The organism is Winogradskyella sp., from assembly GCF_028282165.1.
In the GTDB taxonomy this organism is placed as follows: domain Bacteria; phylum Bacteroidota; class Bacteroidia; order Flavobacteriales; family Flavobacteriaceae; genus Winogradskyella.
The window spans coordinates 216,880-236,828 of sequence record NZ_JANQIM010000033.1; the positions used below are offsets into that span (position 1 = coordinate 216,880).

The 19,949-nt window shown below is 34.6% G+C and carries 21 protein-coding genes and 1 tRNA gene; 12 read left to right on the forward strand and 10 right to left on the reverse strand.

Translation table 11 applies throughout. The features are described from left to right. Positions 1-12 precede the first annotated feature (12 nt). Genes Q0972_RS13015 through Q0972_RS13030 form a run of 4 tightly spaced genes read right to left on the reverse strand, consistent with a single transcriptional unit; the run spans position 13 to position 3,778 of the window. Complete coding sequence (locus tag Q0972_RS13015) at positions 13-750, reverse strand: Bax inhibitor-1/YccA family protein (RefSeq protein ID WP_299366215.1); 738 nt, start codon at positions 748-750, stop codon at positions 13-15. A gap of 2 nt (positions 751-752) precedes the next feature. Continuing rightward, entirely contained in the window at positions 753-1,616 is an 864-nt protein-coding gene (locus Q0972_RS13020; protein ID WP_299366216.1) for a hypothetical protein, read from the reverse strand. A 54-nt stretch (positions 1,617-1,670) separates the two neighbouring features. After that, positions 1,671-2,813, reverse strand: a complete 1,143-nt coding sequence (locus tag Q0972_RS13025; protein ID WP_299366218.1) for a glycosyltransferase — start codon at positions 2,811-2,813, stop codon at positions 1,671-1,673. Then, positions 2,810-3,778, reverse strand: coding sequence for a lysylphosphatidylglycerol synthase domain-containing protein (locus Q0972_RS13030; RefSeq protein WP_299366220.1), 969 nt, complete (start codon positions 3,776-3,778; stop codon positions 2,810-2,812). The genes Q0972_RS13025 and Q0972_RS13030 overlap by 4 nt, the downstream gene beginning before the upstream one ends. Positions 3,779-3,805: 27 nt before the next feature. Here Q0972_RS13030 and Q0972_RS13035 point away from each other — a divergent pair, with 27 nt between their 5' ends. From Q0972_RS13035 to Q0972_RS13070, 8 genes are all read left to right on the forward strand, one after another. After that, the gene (locus Q0972_RS13035; protein WP_299366222.1) at positions 3,806-4,444 is read left to right on the forward strand and encodes a cell envelope biogenesis protein OmpA; all 639 of its coding nucleotides are present in this window, start codon (positions 3,806-3,808) and stop codon (positions 4,442-4,444) included. A 98-nt stretch (positions 4,445-4,542) separates the two neighbouring features. Further along, positions 4,543-5,118, forward strand: a complete 576-nt coding sequence (locus tag Q0972_RS13040; protein ID WP_299366223.1) for a hypothetical protein — start codon at positions 4,543-4,545, stop codon at positions 5,116-5,118. A 22-nt stretch (positions 5,119-5,140) separates the two neighbouring features. Beyond that, positions 5,141-5,695 carry a crossover junction endodeoxyribonuclease RuvC gene (gene ruvC, locus Q0972_RS13045; protein ID WP_299366225.1) on the forward strand — a complete coding sequence of 185 codons (555 nt, stop codon included), beginning with the start codon at positions 5,141-5,143 and terminating at the stop codon, positions 5,693-5,695. A gap of 85 nt (positions 5,696-5,780) precedes the next feature. Next, a complete protein-coding gene (gene hemW / locus Q0972_RS13050; protein WP_299366227.1) occupies positions 5,781-6,908 on the forward strand; it encodes a radical SAM family heme chaperone HemW in 1,128 nt (375 codons plus the stop codon). Between the two features lie 89 nt (positions 6,909-6,997). Further along, positions 6,998-7,747 carry a cyclase family protein gene (locus Q0972_RS13055; RefSeq protein ID WP_299366229.1) on the forward strand — a complete coding sequence of 250 codons (750 nt, stop codon included), beginning with the start codon at positions 6,998-7,000 and terminating at the stop codon, positions 7,745-7,747. Positions 7,748-7,789: 42 nt separating this feature from the next. After that, a complete protein-coding gene (locus tag Q0972_RS13060) occupies positions 7,790-8,401 on the forward strand; it encodes a DUF4230 domain-containing protein (RefSeq protein WP_299366231.1) in 612 nt (203 codons plus the stop codon). A 10-nt stretch (positions 8,402-8,411) separates the two neighbouring features. Then, complete coding sequence (locus Q0972_RS13065; protein WP_299366233.1) at positions 8,412-9,098, forward strand: hypothetical protein; 687 nt, start codon at positions 8,412-8,414, stop codon at positions 9,096-9,098. Positions 9,099-9,100: 2 nt separating this feature from the next. Beyond that, positions 9,101-9,466 (forward strand): MmcQ/YjbR family DNA-binding protein, encoded by a 366-nt coding sequence (locus Q0972_RS13070; protein WP_299366235.1) that lies wholly within the window; start codon positions 9,101-9,103, stop codon positions 9,464-9,466. A 5-nt stretch (positions 9,467-9,471) separates the two neighbouring features. On the opposite strand, the gene Q0972_RS13075 is transcribed toward Q0972_RS13070, so the two are convergent. Continuing rightward, a complete protein-coding gene (locus Q0972_RS13075) occupies positions 9,472-9,618 on the reverse strand; it encodes a hypothetical protein (RefSeq protein WP_299366237.1) in 147 nt (48 codons plus the stop codon). Positions 9,619-9,926: 308 nt separating this feature from the next. Here Q0972_RS13075 and Q0972_RS13080 point away from each other — a divergent pair, with 308 nt between their 5' ends. Beyond that, positions 9,927-10,217, forward strand: coding sequence for a hypothetical protein (locus Q0972_RS13080; protein ID WP_299366239.1), 291 nt, complete (start codon positions 9,927-9,929; stop codon positions 10,215-10,217). Between the two features lie 98 nt (positions 10,218-10,315). On the opposite strand, the gene Q0972_RS13085 is transcribed toward Q0972_RS13080, so the two are convergent. Together Q0972_RS13085 and Q0972_RS13090 are read right to left on the reverse strand one after the other, a co-directional pair. Next, positions 10,316-10,783, reverse strand: coding sequence for a nuclear transport factor 2 family protein (locus tag Q0972_RS13085; RefSeq protein ID WP_299366241.1), 468 nt, complete (start codon positions 10,781-10,783; stop codon positions 10,316-10,318). A 44-nt stretch (positions 10,784-10,827) separates the two neighbouring features. Then, positions 10,828-11,928, reverse strand: coding sequence for a DUF4407 domain-containing protein (locus tag Q0972_RS13090; RefSeq protein WP_299366243.1), 1,101 nt, complete (start codon positions 11,926-11,928; stop codon positions 10,828-10,830). Between the two features lie 309 nt (positions 11,929-12,237). Here Q0972_RS13090 and Q0972_RS13095 point away from each other — a divergent pair, with 309 nt between their 5' ends. Beyond that, positions 12,238-13,434: an FAD-dependent oxidoreductase gene (locus tag Q0972_RS13095; protein ID WP_299366245.1), complete on the forward strand. Its 1,197-nt coding sequence runs from the start codon at positions 12,238-12,240 to the stop codon at positions 13,432-13,434. Between the two features lie 65 nt (positions 13,435-13,499). On the opposite strand, the gene Q0972_RS13100 is transcribed toward Q0972_RS13095, so the two are convergent. From Q0972_RS13100 to Q0972_RS13110, 3 genes are all read right to left on the reverse strand, one after another. Further along, a complete protein-coding gene (locus tag Q0972_RS13100; protein ID WP_299366247.1) occupies positions 13,500-15,335 on the reverse strand; it encodes a M56 family metallopeptidase in 1,836 nt (611 codons plus the stop codon). A gap of 2 nt (positions 15,336-15,337) precedes the next feature. Then, a complete protein-coding gene (locus Q0972_RS13105) occupies positions 15,338-15,703 on the reverse strand; it encodes a BlaI/MecI/CopY family transcriptional regulator (protein WP_299366249.1) in 366 nt (121 codons plus the stop codon). Positions 15,704-15,857: 154 nt separating this feature from the next. After that, positions 15,858-17,246 carry a dipeptidase gene (locus Q0972_RS13110; RefSeq protein WP_299366251.1) on the reverse strand — a complete coding sequence of 463 codons (1,389 nt, stop codon included), beginning with the start codon at positions 17,244-17,246 and terminating at the stop codon, positions 15,858-15,860. Positions 17,247-17,367: 121 nt separating this feature from the next. On the opposite strand from Q0972_RS13110, the gene Q0972_RS13115 reads away from it, so the two are divergent. Together Q0972_RS13115 and Q0972_RS13120 are read left to right on the forward strand one after the other, a co-directional pair. Next, positions 17,368-17,449: transfer RNA gene (locus Q0972_RS13115), tRNA-Leu, on the forward strand. A 475-nt stretch (positions 17,450-17,924) separates the two neighbouring features. Further along, a complete protein-coding gene (locus Q0972_RS13120; protein WP_299366253.1) occupies positions 17,925-19,949 on the forward strand; it encodes a sensor histidine kinase in 2,025 nt (674 codons plus the stop codon).

A 19,949-nucleotide genomic window follows, 5' to 3' on the forward strand; every position in this document is an offset into this window, starting at 1 on the left:
TTTGAGTGAAATTTAGAATCGTATCGCTAATTTTTGCATCAATCTTAGAACTTCAACATACAACCAAATAAGCGTTGCCAGTAGCCCCCAAGTTGCAATCCATTCCTTATATTTTGGAGCCTTATTTTTGTAGCGTTCTATATAATCAAAATCCAAAAGTAGTGCAAACGAAGCCACAATAGCAGCCAAAACGTTAAATATAATAGCCAGCCATGAGGTTCCCCAAATATATGGTTTAATGCCAAAAAAGCTCAATATCAAGGATATAAGATAAACAACCATAATACTAACTGTAGCTGTAATGATAACGCTTCGTAGTTTTTTGGTAACGACAATAATCCTTAGCTGATATAATAGTAGCATTACAAAAAACGTCACAATAGTAACACCTATCGCCTGATAAGGCAATTCAGGAAAATTTTGATGGGCGTATGATGAAAAACCTCCCAAAAAAACCCCTTTAGCTATAACATACAATGGAACCAAGATTGGAGACCAATGTTGTCTAACAGAGATTAAAACACTCACAACAATTGCTCCTAACATGCCTCCGAGTGTAAACCATCGCATAGGTGCACCAGTTTCATTAAGTTTCCACAGATAAGCAGTTATAGTGGCAATTACCAAAATCCCTAACATGGATTTCATAAATATGCCTGCAACAGACATTTTCTTGGTCGATGATTGGCCATCGTCCCAAAAATAACCGTTAAAAATGGGATTTGAGGTTTTAAAATTCCTTAAGCTCATTATTATAAATTGAATTTATAACCAATGGCAATATCCGTAGAAAAATTCCCTTGATTGTCTAAAAGCAAAGCAAACAGTTCACCATAAATAATAGTGATAAAACTGTTTTCCCCAACTTTTATATCCGATCCAACCCCAAAGATAAAAGGAATGTCGAAGGAGGTTTCGTTTGAATCGATTTCTATATTGTCTTCATTTGTAAACGTGATACTAGAGAAATTTAAGGTAGCAAATTTAACTTGGCCATAAATTGAAAATTTTTCTTTATTTATAAATCGATAACGATAACCTAAAGACAATTCGGAGGTACTATAGGGAAAATCGTCACTCTCAAATGCATGCCTTACCTGTAAAAAACCAGAATGTCTTGGAAGTACATTGGCTTCGAAAATTTCTAATTCAGCACCTACCATTGGTGTTTTTTCATTGTCAGGATTGCCTACAAAGGGATTGTTGGTAATGCCGCCAGAAAAACCTAGTCTAAATTGTACATTACTTTCAGTAGAAGTAGAGGTATAGCTAGAGTCCGCAGAAGCATTATAAGCATCTATGTAATTTCTTAAACTGTAAAGTGTTAATTTCAGTTTGTCTGTAGACATACCATCGGTGAGCCCACTCAAAGTAGATTTGTACTCTTCCTGAAATTTATTATCTGCATTCTTTGTGTTTTTTAATTCAGTAATAGTACCATCTTCACTACGTACAAAGTAGCGGTAATTTCCGTCTATAATATTCCATAGTAGATCTAATTTACCGTCAATCTCGGTTTTAAGTTCTAGAGTTTCTCCGTTTATGGTGTAGGTGTCTTGGCTAAAGCTAAGTTGAAAAGCAAAACATACAAAAAGTGATAAGATGATTTTTTTCATAATTATGCTAGGATTTGGTTTTAGTAAAACTACCAAAAATATCTGAAAGCGTAGTTATTTTTTAAATACCCTACCTTTCCAATGATAAGGTTTAAATAAGGATAATAGAGCAACATAAACACTAAAAAAAGGGTACAAAAGACTAGAGAAGATATATGACAATAGCACACTTTCTTGCCTAAAAAAACGAGCTATTTTGAATAATAGCAAAAAATCAATAGCAAATTTAATGACAAGCAACGCTAAGGCTGTTCTTAATTCTATGAAACTTAGCACAAACAAGAATGGTAAGGCAACACAAACGAGGTTCCCGAAAAAAACAATGAATCCAACTATTTTAGAAAACCAATTAGGATTGTGACTTGTTTTTGAAGCCCAGCGTAAGCGCTGTTGCACTAATTGACCAATACTTTTAACAGGATTTGTAATAACGATAGCTTGTGCAGATTTTAAATAAGCTACGCTCTCAACGTCTAGCCGTTTAAATTTTTCTAACAAAAAAATGTCATCACCACTCGCTATGTCTGAGTTACCGCTAAATCCATTTAAACTTTTGAAAACCGTTTTTCGATACGCAAAGTTGGCACCATTACACAAAAAAGGATGTTTAAGCCCAAAACCACCAATTGTGGCGGCTTGAAGACTTAAAAAATCAAGAGTTTGAAACCGATTGAAAAATGAATGATTTTGGGAGTAAGCTACAGGTGCAACAATACAATTTGGGGTTTCGTTCTGAATGTATTCATCAAATGTATCTAGCCAATATTTGGGCAAAACACAGTCGGCATCGGTCGTTATTATCCATTCATTTTTTGCTATATCTATAGCAGAATTAATAGCATCTTTTTTAGGTGAATTAGAAATTCTAATGTTCGGTATAACTATAATGTCACCTTGAGCGCAGTCGAAAGGTTTTTTGGTAATGAAATTGTTAATCACTTCCACTGAATTATCACTAGAGTCATCATCAACCAATATAACTTCAAACAAGTCTTTAGGATAATTCAAATTAAAGATAGAATTAAGGAGTTTGGGTAAATTATTAGCTTCATTCCTAAATGGAATTATAATTGAAAACTTCGTATTTGCTTTTAAATCCTGAAGTTTATACGTTTCAACATTATCAAAACCATAAGTGAGACTGCCCATGAGGATAAGGTAAATAATAATGATTATTATGGCTATAATAGATGTCATTCTTCGATTTTAGGAAGTTTAAAATTCAATACAAAATAACTTCCAAATAAACTGGGAATAGCAAAGTTTAACAACCACATTATTGTTATAATTGATAAAATGGTGAGTTCATTGACTTGTACATAACCAAATAAGAAAACAGCAACACTTCCTTTTATGAGGACATCAAAAATAGAAATAGATGGTATAATTGAAGCTAAAAAATACATGCTTGTAATAACAGTCATTGCGTTGGAGTAATTAACATCAACTCCAAAAATATGAAGCAGGTAATAAAATTGAAAAGAGAAAACTAAGTAACGGACGAGCGACAATAAGAGGTTGATAGTGTGTGTTTTAAAAGAGATAGTTTTAATGGATTCTATAATTCTATTAATGGAATAGCCTTTAATACTAATTTGACTATGTTTAATTCCAAAAGCGGCAAGTGTACCTATTGCTAGTATTATGAAAAGAAGCATTGCGATTTTATAATAATCAACTTCGATTTGATAGCGATTAACAAATATGATCAATCCAACAATACCAAAACAAGTGGTTATGGTCATTTGAGCGATATTTCCCAAAAGATTCATCAAAACAATGCGTTTTCTAAACGGTCTGGAGTAGTAGATGGCTTTTGCTCCGTAATCACCAATACGATTTGGAGTAATAAGTGAAGCAGTTAACCCACCTAAACTTTGCTCTAAGGCTTCCTTAAAAGAAATTTGCTTTACAGTTTTTACTAAATAGTTCCATTTTAAGATTTCAAAAAACCAATTAAGAACGCTCAAAACGATTAAAAAAAGAGCATTTTTGGTCGAAAATGTGTCATTTTCATTTAAAAATGCTAAAAATTCGCTGAATTCTAGATTTTCATTTTCCGTAAGCTTTTCATATATAAAATAAAAAGCACCAACAACAATACTTAACTTAATAAGCACAAACAAGAATTGCTTAGTTTTGTAGGGTACACTGTAAAGCATGCTGCAAATTAAACCAAAAACTCACATATGAAGCACTTTTTAAAACCATGTCTCTTTATTTTAATTGGTCTTTTTATGAACTTAAGAAGCTACGGGCAATTTAAGGATACCAGCAAATGGAAAGCACTTTTTGCAGTAGGTTTCAATTACCCTAATACAGATGGGTTTGTGGATGGAGCCTTTGCGCAATCAGTTAATTTCCCTACAGTAAATATAGGGATACAGCACATGTTTAAACGGGCATACGGTGTAAAATTAGATTATGGATTTAATCGTTTTAAGAATGACGATGGATCCCCAGAATTTAAAGTGAACTACGCTCGTGTAAATGCTCAGTTTGTCTTAGATCCGACAGAGTTTATTGGGTTTTTGCCGCAACGATTACGAACAATATTACATGCAGGGCCAGGATTCAGCTTTGTTACACCTTTAGGTAATTTAGGCGATAATGAACAATCGTATTTAAATATTTTAGGCGGGTTAGAGGTGCATTATGCCATAAACGAGAAAGTATCCATTTATACAGATATCGCTTATATTTATGGTTTAACCTCGTTGGATGACTATGATCCTGTCTTAAGTGGATTAGGTGCATTTAATGGGAATGTGTTTAATCTTACTTTTGGATTGGCAGTGTCCTTAAGTGGTTGCCAGTATTGTGATTAAAATAGTCTTAAAAATTCTAATGAGCCATGTAATATGATATGGGATAGAATTTGAGGCCAATAATAAATGATTCGTTATCTATTAATTAAAGAACGACTATGAAGCTATCAGGATTAAAGGTTAATTTAAAAATCAAGAATTTAATACTGTTTGGATGTTTTTCAATATTTATTTTTAGCTTAAGTCATGCTCAAGAAAAAGAAGTTAAAAAAGAGTTGAAGGAACAGGGTGCCAAGGAAGTTGAGATTACTGAAAAAATTGAAATAACTAACCAAGAAGAACTTGATTTTATCCCATTTGCAGTTGTAGATAATATCCCTTATCCATTAGATTGCAAGAGCGTAAAAGCAAAAGCAGAAAAGAAAAAATGTGTTGTTGAGTTTTTACAACAGCATACTATAAAAAATTTTAATACAGGTTTAGGAACTAAACTTGGACTTCCATCAGGCAAAAAGCGTATTCTTGTTCTTTTTAAGTTTGATAAATCGGGCAAGGTAATTGAAGTTAAAGCTCGTGGGCCACATCCTGAAATAGAAAAAGAAGCGGAACGCGTAGTAAAGTTGTTGCCAGATTTTATTCCAGGGGAACATCAAGGTGAAATAGTTGTTGTAGCATATTCATTGCCCATAATGTTTTCCGTTCCTGCAGAGGAGAAAGATATTAATAAGCAATAGTTTTTAACTTTTAAGTAGTTTAATGGGTAGAGAGAAAATTATATTAGGGATTGATCCGGGAACCACCATTATGGGTTTTGGGCTTATAAAAGTTGTTGGTAAAACGATGACGTTTATGCAACTTAATGAATTACAACTTAAAAAGTACAATGACCATTACCTAAAGCTAAAACTCATCTTTGAGCGTACTGTAGAACTTATTGATACCTATCATCCTGATGAAATAGCCATTGAAGCTCCTTTTTTTGGAAAAAATGTACAGAGCATGCTAAAGTTGGGAAGAGCCCAAGGTGTGGCTATGGCAGCAGGGTTGTCTCGGGAAGTGCCAATTACAGAGTATTCGCCCAAGAAAATTAAAATGGCCATTACTGGTAACGGTAATGCCAGTAAAGAGCAGGTGGCAAAGATGTTGCAAAGTCTCTTAAAGCTTAAAGAACTACCTGCAAACTTGGATTCAACCGATGGTCTAGCGGCAGCAGTTTGTCATTTTTATAATCAGGGTAAGGTTGAGGTTGGTAAAAGCTATACAGGTTGGGCGGCTTTTGTTAAGCAGAATGAGGATAGAGTGAAAAAGTAAACTGTATACAGTCTCATTATACATTTAAGGTGATTGTATCGAATTTTGTGAATTGTAAACTATAGCTAAAAACTGACCACTGAAAATGAGCGGCATCTACATCCATATTCCATTTTGCAAACAAGCTTGTTATTATTGTGATTTCCATTTTTCCACCTCATTAAAAAAGAAAGACGAACTCATTGAGGCTCTTGGAAAAGAACTGGAACTACGCAAAGCAGAATTTGAGAATACTTTAGTTGAAACTATATATTTTGGGGGAGGCACACCCTCGCTACTCGCAAATGACGAACTGCAATTTTTGATCGATACCGTTCATAACAATTATAATGTAATAGACCATCCAGAAACTACTTTAGAAGCCAATCCAGATGATTTATCTAAGGATCGAATCGTCAAATTGTCTAAAAGCCCAATTAACCGATTATCCATAGGCATACAATCTTTTTTCGAGACTGATTTAAAACTAATGAACCGTGCCCATAATGCTGAAGAAGCAAAAGCCTGTTTGGAAGAGGCCGTAAAATACTTTGAAAATATTTCACTCGATTTAATTTATGGTATTCCTGGCGCATCCGACACGCAGTGGCTAAAAAATATTGAAATAGCTTTGAGCTTTAATGTACCACATATTTCAAGTTATGCTTTAACTGTAGAACCTAAAACGGCTTTGGCGTCATTTATTAAAAAAGGAATTATAGCTGATGTAGATGACGAGCAGGCTCACGAACAATTTTACCTCTTAAAGGAGCGTCTAGAGGCTGAAGGCTATATGCATTATGAACTTTCCAATTTTGGTAAGGAAGGCTACTTTAGTAAAAATAATTCCGCTTATTGGCAAGGGAAACCCTATTTGGGAATTGGACCTTCCGCACATTCATTTAATGGAAAACAACGCGGTTGGAACGTGAGAAACAACACAAAGTACATCAAATCCATTCAACAAAATAAGTTGCCTATCGAGATAGAAACGCTCACTAAAACGGATCGGTATAACGAATATGTAATGACAGGCTTGCGTACCATTTGGGGTGTTTCATTAACTAAGGTTGAAAACGATTTTGGCACAGTTTTTAATAATTACCTATTGGAGCAAGCTAATGTTTTTATTAATCAACATTTGTTGTATATTGATGATGAGCATTTAAGAGTTACTAAAAAAGGACAGTTTTTAAGTGATGGAATTGCGAGTAAGCTCTTTATCCTCAACTAGCTTCAGGATTTTTAGAATGAACCTAGAATGCAGAAGGGATTCGCCTGAATCCTTTCAAATAAACTAAAACTGAAACAAGTTCAGCATAAATGATAACAACCATACAATACCACTCTAAAAAACTAAAAATAGATTTATCGCAGCCTTTAGATCTTTCAATAGCGATTAGAGCTGATAAACCTAATGTTAATGCATGGTATATTGGCCCTCCAAAAATTGAACCTGAGGTTTTTGAAAATGGAATCATCAGTGTCGAAGAAGGGGCTTCGGTCAATTTTAATACCATAACGTTTAACCCACATTCGCATGGCACGCATACCGAAACCGTTGGCCACATTACGAAAAAGAAATATTCTATAAATAAATATCTGAAGCAGTTCTTCTTTTTGGCAGAAGTGGTCACCGTTGCACCTGAGAAATTTGGGGAGGATTATATTATTTCTGCTAAACAACTGCAGTTTGCAATTGGAAATAAAAAACGTGATGCCTTGGTTATGCGAACACTCCCTAATACTAGGGAAAAGAAGTCAAAACAATATTCAAATACCAATTGGACTTATTTTCAGGAAGATGCCATAAAACTGCTCGTTAAAAAAGGTATAAAGCATTTATTAATAGACTTGCCAAGTGTAGACCGAGAAGAAGATGGAGGCGTACTAAAAGGCCATAATGCATTTTGGAATACTCAAGGAAAACTGAGAACAGATGCCACAATCACTGAGTTTATTTATGTTTCTAATAAGATAAAGGATGGCACTTACATGCTGAACCTACAAATAGCACCTTTCGAAAATGATGCTACGCCAAGTAAACCCATTTTATATCAGATATTAGATTAGTATGTAACATTTCTAAGGTTTAAGTGTCCAACGTATAGAGTTATGGAAACATTTTTTATAATCATCATTAGTATTCTTGTCACCTTAGGGTTGGTTACCATATTTAGACAATGGCAGACTAAAAAGAAAGCCAATGAACAATCCGTAGTGTTATTGGATAAAATTAAGCGCGTCTGTAAGTTTATTACCGTTGAAGGAGACTTTGCCGAAATCTACCATTATGAAGATGTCAAGGAAAAGTTCTTGAAAATGATTTCGAGCAAAAAGAAAGCTTTAGTCGTTATAAATGCCAAAGCACACGTTGGTTTTGATTTAAGCAAAGTGCAAATGACCTCCCATCCAAAATCCAAAACTGTAATACTCTCACACTTTCCGCAACCAGAAGTATTGTCTATAGAAAGTAATATTAATTATTACGATAAGCAAGATGGTATGTTTAATAAGTTTGAGGCATCAGACCTTACCGAGTTGCATTCAAAGGCCAAAGCACATATTAGGGATAAAATTCCGGAGAGTGGCTTATACAATGTGGCAAAACAAGAAGCCTTAGAAGCCATACAGTTGATTGAAAACTTGGTTGAAACTATCGGTTGGACTTTAGATTATTCAGCCTTAAAAATTGAAGACCATACACCAAAACAATTAAAATCATAGGAGAAATGTTATGAAGCTTTCAAGATTCTTCAAAGATAATTGGGTAATTACCCTATTTTCAACCATGTTTGGTGTCATCGCTGGCTTGTATTTGACGGATTATTATGAAGATAGGCGTTTAAATAAGTCAAAACTTAATGCCTTGGAAATGGTTAAGCAAGAGATAAAGAACAATAAAGAAGAACTGATTGCTTATGATTCCATTTGCAGATCAATGTACCATAGATCCTCTTATGTGCTTTCTAAAATAAATGCTGAAAACCAAATATTTATACATAAAGATTCTATAGAAATATTTAGAAGAAATGCTAATGGCATAATAGAAAATTTAGAATTTGAAACAAATGTAAGTCATAAAAACACTGTTCAGGTACGAGGTGATATGACCATGCTGGTAAGGTCTAAATTAGCATTGGTAGATCTTAATGATGTAATATGGCAGTCTTATAAGCAGACCAATTACATTAATGTCACTAGCTTTAATTGTATAACAAGTTTGGAAGAATTGTATCAGTTTCAAGCAAAGAATAATTTAGCTAATAAAGAGTGGTTGGATCTTTTGTTGAAAGGTTCTTTTTTACAAGGAAAAGATCAATTGGATGAATTTATACTTGCCTGGAATAATGCAATAGAAATGAACACAATTCTATTGGGCACCTACGATTCATTAGATGATATTTTTAAAAATTGTAATTAATTATGACCATTGAAGATTACAGAGATTATTGTATAGCTAAAAAAGAGGTCACAGAGCATTTTCCTTTTGATGATGATACTTTGGTGTTTAAGGTCTGTAACAAGATGTTTGCGTTGGCGTCATTAAAGCGTTGGGAAGAAGGTGATGCTTTTATTAATCTTAAATGCGACCCAGAATATGCACAAGAACTGCGAGCTGAGTTCGATAGTGTAAAACCAGGGTATCATATGCACAAACAACAATGGAATAGTGTCTATATTCACACAGGCGAGTTGCCTCCTAAATTAATCTTAGAGCTCATAGACCACTCTTACGATATGGTGGTAAAAGGATTACCTAAAAAAGTTAGGGAGCAATTGTTTAATTGATTCAATTATGATTCATCAGAATCTTTTTTTCTGAATAGACTAAACCCTATTGGAAACATCAGTACTAAAAATAGATAGCTGCCTGTCACCAATCCATAAATAGTAATTAATGCCAAGATTACCATAATCAAGACCTTAAGGTTATACTTCATATTACAAAAGTAGTGGACTATCGTTAAAATTGAAATAGAGTTGTCTATTCCGTAAATTAATCCTAATCGTAAAGACTTCAATAAATCCTAATTAATTTTTCTTACATTATATCTATTTAGAAATGTGTTGTTTATCGAAAAAATGAACAATCCATTTCAAATAAACTAGTCAAAATTGCCATTTATCGAATTTCTAGAAATGACTAGAGAATATGTCGGATATTGAGGTCATCCCTCTGAATTAATAGCACCAAATTTACAGATTAATAGCCCCAAAATTTAGTATTAATGATTTAACATTATGTATTATGGATTTACAAATTACTAGCTACAACAACCGTTTTCAGATTAAAGGGACCCTTAATAAGTTAAGTCTCAAAACCTTTAATGCACATTTCGCTAACATCTTTGATGAGTTGGATGATATACTTTTGGATATTGAAAGTGTTGAAAGTATAGATAGAGCAGGCGTTATGGCTTTGGCAAGATTGCACAACGAATCCATTACCAAATCAAAAAAGTTGTCTATAATTGGCCTTGGCTGTAAAGAATTATATGATCACTTTAAGAATCAAGAGAATTCTACTGTAGCTGCGTAGCAGCATATTGTTGGATATAAGATTTAAAATATAGTGTTTCCGACTTGTATTTTTCCTGACAGATTAATACTCTTGGAAACACTTTTGCTTTTTAGGTTTTAACAAGACATATCAGCGATGATTTTCCATTCGCTATTGATTTTTTTAAAAATGATGATAAACACACCCTCTGCATCACCAGTTTCACGTTTTAAGTGATACTCTCCCATAACCCAATAATTGTCTCTTTCTATCCTAGAAATATCATTAATAGTGAAATTCAACCTACCACTTTCAGCTTTTGTCGGATAAGCCTTCTTATATCTTGCGAGCGTATCATCCCAACCAAGAGTTAATCCATTTGAGCCATAAAACTTAAGATCTTTACTTTTCCAGTAGCCTTCCATAAAACCTTCCAGGTCATGATTATTCCAAGCAATTTCCTGTTTTTCCATAACGAGTCTTATTCCAGCTTCCGCTAGATTATCTTCAGTGGTATACGTATTGTTATCAGTAGTGATGTCTGCTTTTACAGAAATACAGCTTGTGCTACATAGGATGATGAACAGTAAGAATAAATATTTCATGAGCTCGAATTTAGATTCAAGCTTAAAAGTAATAAACTTAAAGGTTAAAGTACGCCTTTTTGCTTTTTTAAGAATGCATCAGCTTGATGTTGCATCAGTTCCCTTGCCTTTTTGCGTTTGTAATTCATTACCTCTTCTTCATCAGCAATTTCAGTATAAACCTTGTTGTTAATGTCATTGTCGGTTTTTACAAGGAGCTTACGTTCGGCAACCTGTTGCATGGTCCAACTTTGAACCACAGTTTCTTGGTCTTCGAGCTTAAAATCGTATTCGCCTTTTGGAGATAATAGTTTAGCTATGATTGGTGAGGTTTCAATGGCCAAAAACAATAAGAATATAAAAAATGAGGGCAACCAGGGTAACTTACCCAAGGCATTGACACGTGCCATTAAACCGTCAAAGTTGTCGATAACGGGTTGTGACTCGGCAACGTTGGTTTTATAATTATTCTGCAAAGTAGTGATTTCACTTTCAAGCACTGATATCTTAGCTCTGTTATCGGTCTTTAGTTGTTGTAGCTCAGCTAAGGCTGCATCATGTTTTTCTCGCTTTTCTTTATAAACAGGGCCTTTGCCTAATTTCATAGTGCCTGCAGTACCTTCGGCTTCTGTAATGTAAGTGTCATAAAGTGCGTTGACTTCGGCTTCTTTGGTGTCAATTTGTGACTGTAATCCCAATATTTGATTTTCTAGTTCTACAATTTTAGGATTAAACTGTTCTGCAATTTGATTTTGATTGGCCAAGGTTAAATCGTTTTTCTGTTCTAAAAGCACTTGGTTAATTTCCTTTTCGAAAATTTTGAGCTCTAAGGGCTTGGAAATTACAATAGCTATAATAACAGCTAGGAAAATTCTGGGAGTGGCTTGTAGAATCTCGTCCAAAACATTATCGCGTTTCTTTATGGTAGAAACGATATAGCGATCTAGATTAAAGATGAGCAAACCCCAAATTATTCCGAAGAAAATAGAAGTGTATAGGTTGTCAAAAACAGTATAAAGCGCATAGCTAGAAGCTATAGTAGCCATTAAAGCCGTAAAAAATACAGTGGCTCCAATACCAGCATATTTATTTTGTTCGCCAATGGAACAGTCGTTTAAGATATCGGTGTCAGCTCCAGAACATAAGATGAAGAATTGCTTTAGCATAGACTGTTGTTTTAATATCTGCCAAATCAAATTGATGAGATGATTAATGCAGATTGATTGATGATTAACGTTTTGATTGTTTATTAGAACGCCATTATTGTTAAAATGTTACAGTTTAATGGGTTAATTCTAATTTAAATGATGCCGTTTTATATCCTAATAAGTGTAACAATTGTTACTTAACCCAGTAAAATCAAGGGTTTCAAGCGGAAATATGATTTTTATCATACTTCCTGTTCACATATACTCATAATTTTGTAATAGATAATGAAAGAACATTATCTCATGGAATTTTAAAATATGGGCATCATGAAAACAGCAGTAGTAATAGGTGGAAATTTTGCGGGAATGACTGCCGCTTTAGAGCTAAAAAGAAAAGATCCTTCATACAAAGTAATAATGATCGATAAATCGCCATTATTTTTATTTATCCCTTCGTTAATATGGGTTCCCTTTGGAAGACGGGACATTAAGGATATTTCATTTAGAAAAGATAAAATATTAGAAAAAAAAGGTGTGGATTTTGTCCATGCAGAAGCACTTAAAGTAGATCCTGATAAACAGGTAGTTGCTACAACTAAAGGTGATTTTAGTTATGATCATTTGGTAATCGCCACAGGGCCTAAGGTGAAATTTGATGTGGCCAGAGGAGTTAAGCAACATGCATATTATATTGGTACACCAGATGGAGCTATGAAGACGAGAAAAGCACTTGAGGAATTCAAGAAAAATCCGGGTCCTATTGTGATTGGTGCGACTCAAAATGCTGGTTGTATGGGTGCAGCTTATGAGTTTTTGTTTAATATCGAAAAATGGTTAAGAGAACAGAACATAAGAAAGAAAGTTGATCTGTATTGGATTACACCAGAGACTTACTTAGGTCATTTTGGCATTGATGGTATGCCAATGGGAGAAACCATGCTGAAGACTTTTATGAAGATGTTTAATATTCACTACCGTATTGAAGTAGCGGTGGAAGAAGTTACTGAAAATTCAGTGAAACTTACTAATGGAGAAACCTTAGAAAGTCGATTTACCATGTTGATGCCTCCATTTGTAGGAGTTGACTTTGTAACCAATTCTGAAGGGCTCGAGGCGAACCCTTCAGGCTACATTCCTGTAAATGATACTTATCAACATGTTAAGTATAAGAATATCTGGGTGGCAGGTATTGCCGTAGATGTAAAGTTACCTTTCAAGCCTGGTAAGGTGCCATTTTCTGGACCAAAAACAGGATATCCTTCTGATGAGACAGGAAAGGTAGTTGCCATAAATATCCTTCGTTTTGAAAAAGGGAAGACCCTTAAAGAAAAGCCTTGGGGTAAAATTCCTGGACTATGTATCATGGATGCTGGTAAAAAAGAGGTTTGGATTATTAGTAACCACTTGTTTAAACCCAGAACGTTTGCCATAATGATTCCAAATGTACTTTACGATTTCGGTAAGGTGCTATTTGAAAAGTATTTTCTCTGGAAAACCCGAAAAGGATTATCGTATTTGCCTTAAATATTTCATTTTTTAAACTAATTAATGAATAGCTTTTCTTAGAGCAGGGTCTATTAAGAGCAGTTTTAATATCTAGGATTTGGCTCACCTTTACTTCCTTTAGGAGTCTTTTTTCTAACGTCAATGACCATTGGTTCTTTTGAAATATATATTAATGGTTTAGTATCTGTTTTTTTGGATCTCACATTCAATTCAGAATTCTTTTTTAGTAGCTCAATAGCCTTATCAGACGAAATCTGCTTAGATTCATAATAGAATATAGCGTCTCTTTTTGCCATCTTAATTACAAAATCTAAAGGCGATGGTGGCGGTGGTGGCGGTGGCGGTGTAATTTCTTTTAACTCCTTTGTAGGAGCTTCAATCGCTTCTACTTCGACCATCTTTTTAGGATGTTTTTCTTTATAAGCCTTAATTTGTTTCCTCATATTTTCTTTTTCTTCAACAGTTAAAGCTTTTACGGGTGCTTCGGGCTCTCTTATTTTACGAGCTTTTAATGATTTAGGTGGTGCAGGTGGCTCAACTTCATTAAGTTTTTTTACACTAAGGTTAGCTTTTTCTGGTGCAGGAGGTGGTTGAGGAGGCTCTGGAAAATCAGGAAAAGGCTCAGCACTTTTTCTTTGTTCGACGGACATTATACTATATAGGTATTTGAGTTTTTCAACATCCTTTAGTAAAATTTTGGTCTGCTTCTCTTTTAAAACCGTATTATAATATTTTGCAAGTTTATTGTATTCTGCTACTTGCTTTTTTGTAGCCTCTTTTTGCTGTTGGATTTTTACAGGTGACGATAGCTTTACAAGATATAGCCCATTTTCATCTTTTTGGGTTAACATATCTGTTCGTTTTCCTTTATTGTTTTGAGCAATAAATTTTGCTTTTTCCGAACTTATTTTTTTGCCATCTAAATAAAAGGAAGCACCTAGTTTTTCCATTTCAATGATGTACTCCAAGAACGAAGGATTGTAAGTTTTGTTTTGACTTTGTGTAAAATGCTCCGTTCTGTTCTCGGTAGTTGGTTTTTTAACCGTATTTTTTATGACCTTATTATAGTCGGCAAAACTTAAGAATAGAATTGCGATAACAGGAAGAAGTAAAGAGATACTCCACCACATTTTGGTTTTTGATGTTTGTGTTTTCATGACTGTAAATCGTTTTTTGAATGATGAATAATTAATTGCGCTTGAGAGTTGACAATTCTGATGATCTCGATAACCGTCTGGAGACGAGAATTGTAATAGTATGTTTTGATAGGTTTTTGTGTTAACACCTTCTTCTAATACAGATTCATCCGCTAAAAACTCATGATTAAGCTTAGCATGGTGTTTTAGGATGTAAATCAATGGATGAAACCAAAAAGCAATCTGTAATAATTCTAGAATAACAATATCTAAACTATGCCATTGTTTAGCATGTGTTTCTTCGTGCAATAGGACTTCTTTTGGAATTGTTCCGTTTTCGAAATTTATCTTATTTAAAAAGATATACTTGAAGAATGAATGAGGTACACGGTCCTCTTGGAGTAAAATATAGATGAATGAACGTTCGTAGATCTTTTCGTTTTTAGATATTTTTTTGTTGAGCCTTATAAGATTTATACAAAACCTTACAAAAAACAGTAATGTTCCAACGGTGTATACTAACCAAAGAACCTTCTGATATTGAAATGAAGATGTCTCTTCTATAGTATCGGATTCTATTAATACTGTATTAGCGTTAGAATAGGTGGCTATAGGTTCAACATAATAAGTGATTGTTAAAAGAGGGATCGTTAAAGCAATAGCTATGGTTCCTAAAAGATAAAATCGTTTAAATCGATGCATTATCTGCTGCTCCAGCAAAAAAATATAAATGAGCCAAAAAACAAATAAACAGGCCGAAAATTTTAATAAATACATGTCCATAGCTACTTGTTTTTAATTTCTTGATCAATGATGGATTTTAGTTCCTCTAGTTCTTCTTTGGTAAGATCGGTCTTTCTTGTAAAGAACGACGCAAACTGCGAAGCACTATCATTAAAGAAAGTTTTTATAAGACCATTAACGTGCTTAGAAAAGTAGTCCTCCTTTTTTACCAATGGGTAATACTCTCTAGATTTTCCATAAGTATTATAAGCTACAAAACCTTTGTCGATCATCCGCTTTAATAAGGTAGCAACTGTTGTGGTTGCCGGCTTTGGTTCTGGATAGGCATCTAAAAGCTCTTTCATAAAAGCCTTTTCGAGTATCCATAGATATTGCATAAGTTGTTCCTCGGTTTTTGATAATTGCATGTTCTACAGTTTTAGAATATATTCTACAAATGTAGAATAAAAAATTCAATAATCAAAATGAACAATAAAGGACGCTATGAATCCTATAGTTGTTATAGCCGAAAAAGCAATTTTAAAATGATAAATACAGGTTTACTTTATAAAAGAGTAAGCTTCACTTTTTTAGTTCAGTGAAATATTTATAAAACCAAGGAATAGTTTCTATACCTTTTAGATAATTCCAAATTCCAAAGTGTTCGTTAGGCGAATGTATAGCATCACTATCGAGCCCAAAGCCCATTAAAATAGTTTTACTTTTTAATTCTTCTTCAAAAAGCGATACAATTGGGATACTGCCCCCGCTACGCTGTGGTATAGGTGTTTTTCCAAAGGTCTGTTCATAAGCTTTAGAGGCCGCTTGATAACCAATACTGTCTATTGGAGTTACATATCCTTGTCCGCCATGATGAGGTGTTACTTTTACTTTAACTCCTTTTGGAGCGATACTTTCAAAATGAGATTTAAATAGTGCTGTAACCTCTTCCCAATCTTGATGAGGTACTAAACGCATCGAAATTTTTGCATAAGCCTTGCTGGCAATAACCGTCTTTGCTCCTTCACCAATGTAGCCGCCCCATATTCCATTCACATCTAGTGTTGGGCGAATAGAGTTACGCTCGTTAGTAGTATAGCCCTCTTCACCATAAACAGCATCGATATCTAGTGCATTTTTATAAGCTTCAAGTGAAAAAGGAGCCTTTGCCATTTCGGCACGTTCTGCATCCGAAAGATTCTCTACTCTATCGTAAAATCCTGGAATGGTTATGTGATTGTTTTCGTCATGAAGTGAAGCAATCATCTTTGTTAAGATATTAATAGGATTGGCCACAGCACCTCCGTAAAGACCGGAATGTAAATCGCGATTTGGACCTGTGACTTCCACTTCAACATAACTCAAGCCTCTTAATCCTGTAGTAATTGAGGGGACATCTTTAGAGATCATACCTGTATCTGAAATGAGGATAACATCGTTTTCGAGTTTTTCCCTATTATTAGCCACAAATATGCCTAGGTTTTCGCTTCCTACCTCTTCTTCACCCTCAATCATAAACTTTACATTACATGGTAATGCATCATGCCTTGTCATATATTCTAATGCTTTTACATGCATATACATTTGACCTTTATCATCGCAAGCACCTCTAGCAAAAATAGCTCCATCAGGATGTAATTCTGTTTTTTGGATTATTGGCTCAAAAGGTGGTGAATTCCATAGGTCTAAAGGATCTGGCGGTTGCACGTCGTAATGACCATATACAAGAACCGTTGGTAGATTTTTATCAATTATTTTTTCACCATATACAATGGGATAGCCATCTGTTTCACAAATTTCTATGTGGTCGCACCCTGCATCTTCAAGACTTATTTTAATAGCTTCTGCTGTTTTAAGCACGTCACTTTTATAAGTAGAATCTGCACTAATTGATGGGATTTTTAAAAGCTCTATGAGTTCGTCTATAAACCGTTGTTGGTGTTCGTTGATGTAGGAATTTATATTTTGCATATTTAGTATGTGATTTCTAACAAAAATAAGAAAAAGTAATCCGAATATTTCTTAATGGGTTGCTATTTGAATATTGAAACTATTATGTATATTTGCAACCCGATAAATATCGGGACTAATTGCAGGCGTGGTGGAATTGGTAGACACGCTAGACTTAGGATCTAGTGCCGCGAGGTGTGCGAGTTCGAGTCTCGCCGCCTGTACAAAGGATAAGCTTCAGTGTTAGGACTGGAGCTTTTTTTATGGAGCATTATTCTAGAATGCTATAGTAGGCGAGACGAGAAGTTTATGCTGAGCGAAGTCGAAGTAAGTCTCGCCGCCTGTACAAAGGATAAGCTTCAGTGTTAGGACTGGAGCTTTTTTTATTTAAAACTATATATAATGCTCTATCTATTCCTGAGATGATAGTTTGGATCATACTCCTAAGATGGAAAAGATAAACCACTCACCATTTAGAGTAAGTGCTGCTACGCATAAAATAAGAGCTGGTACGTATATATCAGATTTATGTATATCTTATTTTTGCATAGATTAGAATTAGCATTCTGTTCTAGAAATTAATAATGACTATAAAGAAAAGTATTTTCCAATAGTATCGATACTTCTCTTTCTATGGATAATCAATTTCAGGAATGAACATATGGCTACTGTAATAGTATTAAACATTCCGATTTAACCATGATGAAAAAACGGATTCTTTTTTTGGGACTCATCTGCTCGCTTTGTGTCTTCTCTCAGGAAGATTTGCAGTCAAAAGTAAATAAGCTAAAAGTTAAAATTTCCAATTCAGAAGGTGCAGAAAAGCTGCAATTAATGGATAGTTTATCTCAATTAGTAGGTTCCAATTTAAAACCAGAGTTTAAATATGATTCCATTGTTAAGGCAACCATCGATTTAGCCAAGAAAGAACAAAATTATAATATAGCTACAAAACGCACCGGTGAATATATTTCCTTTTTAGTAAACCAAAGAAGAAATTCTGAAGCAGGTTTAAAGTTATTTAGGGCGACTTTAGATGAGAATTGGGAGGTTACCGATTCGTTGTCGCTGGCGGTCTTTTACACTGGGGGTGCGGATAGTTTGCTGGAGTCAGGTTTCGAAGAAGAATCTATTCCCTTTTATGAAGATGCCGAACGACTTTTTCTAGGGGTGAATGATTCTATATATTATGCCACAACAAAAGGTTACAAGGCATACGCTTTATCCATTATGGGTGAGTTTGCTTCCGCCTCCCAAGAATATCAAAAAGCACTTTCTGTATTAACTAAAATGAAGGATTACTTCAATATTATTAAGTTAAGGATTGGCTTATCTATCCTCTATAGCCAAAATAGGTTTTATGATGAGGCTGAAAAGGAGTACTTAGCAATTGATTCTTTATCCCTCAAGATGCAAGATTACGGAGCCTACTTAACCAATCTAGGAAATATGGCTTATGATTATGCCGCTCAGGGCAAGTATAAAAAAAGTATAGCATACAATAAACAAAAACTGGCCGTGATTGACGAATATCCAGAATTTGATTTCTTCTCGCCTTACAGTTTTCAGGGTTTGGCGCTAGACTATATTGCGACCGATAGTCTGGATAATGCACGATTATATGTCCGTAAATTAAAAGGATTTTTAGATAGGGACCCAGAAAATTATGGTGTCAAGGATCTTTATGTTGAAGCGGAGATCGAACTTTCCCTAGCAGAAGGAAACCTACTTAAAGCTGAGGGAAATGCTAAAGATCTCCTTGAAATGCGACAAGGAACTAAAGACTATGGAGTTATCATGGAAGTACACGAATTGCTATACCGAATCTATGAAGCTAAGAAAGACAAACCACAGGCCTTAAAGCATTTAAAGATACATACCAAAATTAAGGACTCCATCGAGAGTGTACAAAAAGCAAGGGCGCTCTCTTATTATCAAACGCTATATGAAACGGAAAAACGCGATTCTAAAATTGCTGCACAAGAGTCTAAAATTAGTTTGTTGGACACCAAAAATAAGGTCAAACAGCAATGGCTTGTTTTTGGCGGCTTGGGCTTACTGGCAATGTTTTCTATAGTTTATTTAATCCGTTCACGAAAATTTGCATTGGCAAAACAGAATATGCAAGAGCAGTTCTCTCAAGATCTTATTCAGGAGCAAGAGCAAGAACGATCGCGTTTAGCCCGCGAATTACACGATAGTGTCGGTCAAAAATTGATGCTATTGAGTAAGACTACTAAAAATAGTGGTGATCACAGTGCTGAATCATTAGCGAAGGATACCTTAGATGAAGTGCGAACGATCTCAAGAGGGCTTCACCCTTCAAATCTCGAACGATTGGGATTGACTCAGGCCATCAATGCTCTGGTGTATGATATCAATGCCAATACAGACTTGTTTTTTACAGAAGATATCGAGAATATTGATAACGTATTGTCTAAGGAAGCAGAGTTGCATGTTTATAGAATTATTCAAGAGTCTTTAAGTAATATAGTAAAGCATGCCGAAGCCAAAGCTGTTAAAATGGAAGTAAGTAAAAGGAACCATAAAATCTATATATCGGTAAGTGATAATGGAAAAGGTTTTAACATAGAAACTAAAAATAAATCACTAAGTTTAGGTCTAAAGACCTTATTTGAACGGGCTAAAATTATTGGAGCACAACTGAGTCTTGATAGTGAGAAGAACAAGGGCACTGTAATGACATTAAATATCCCTATTTAA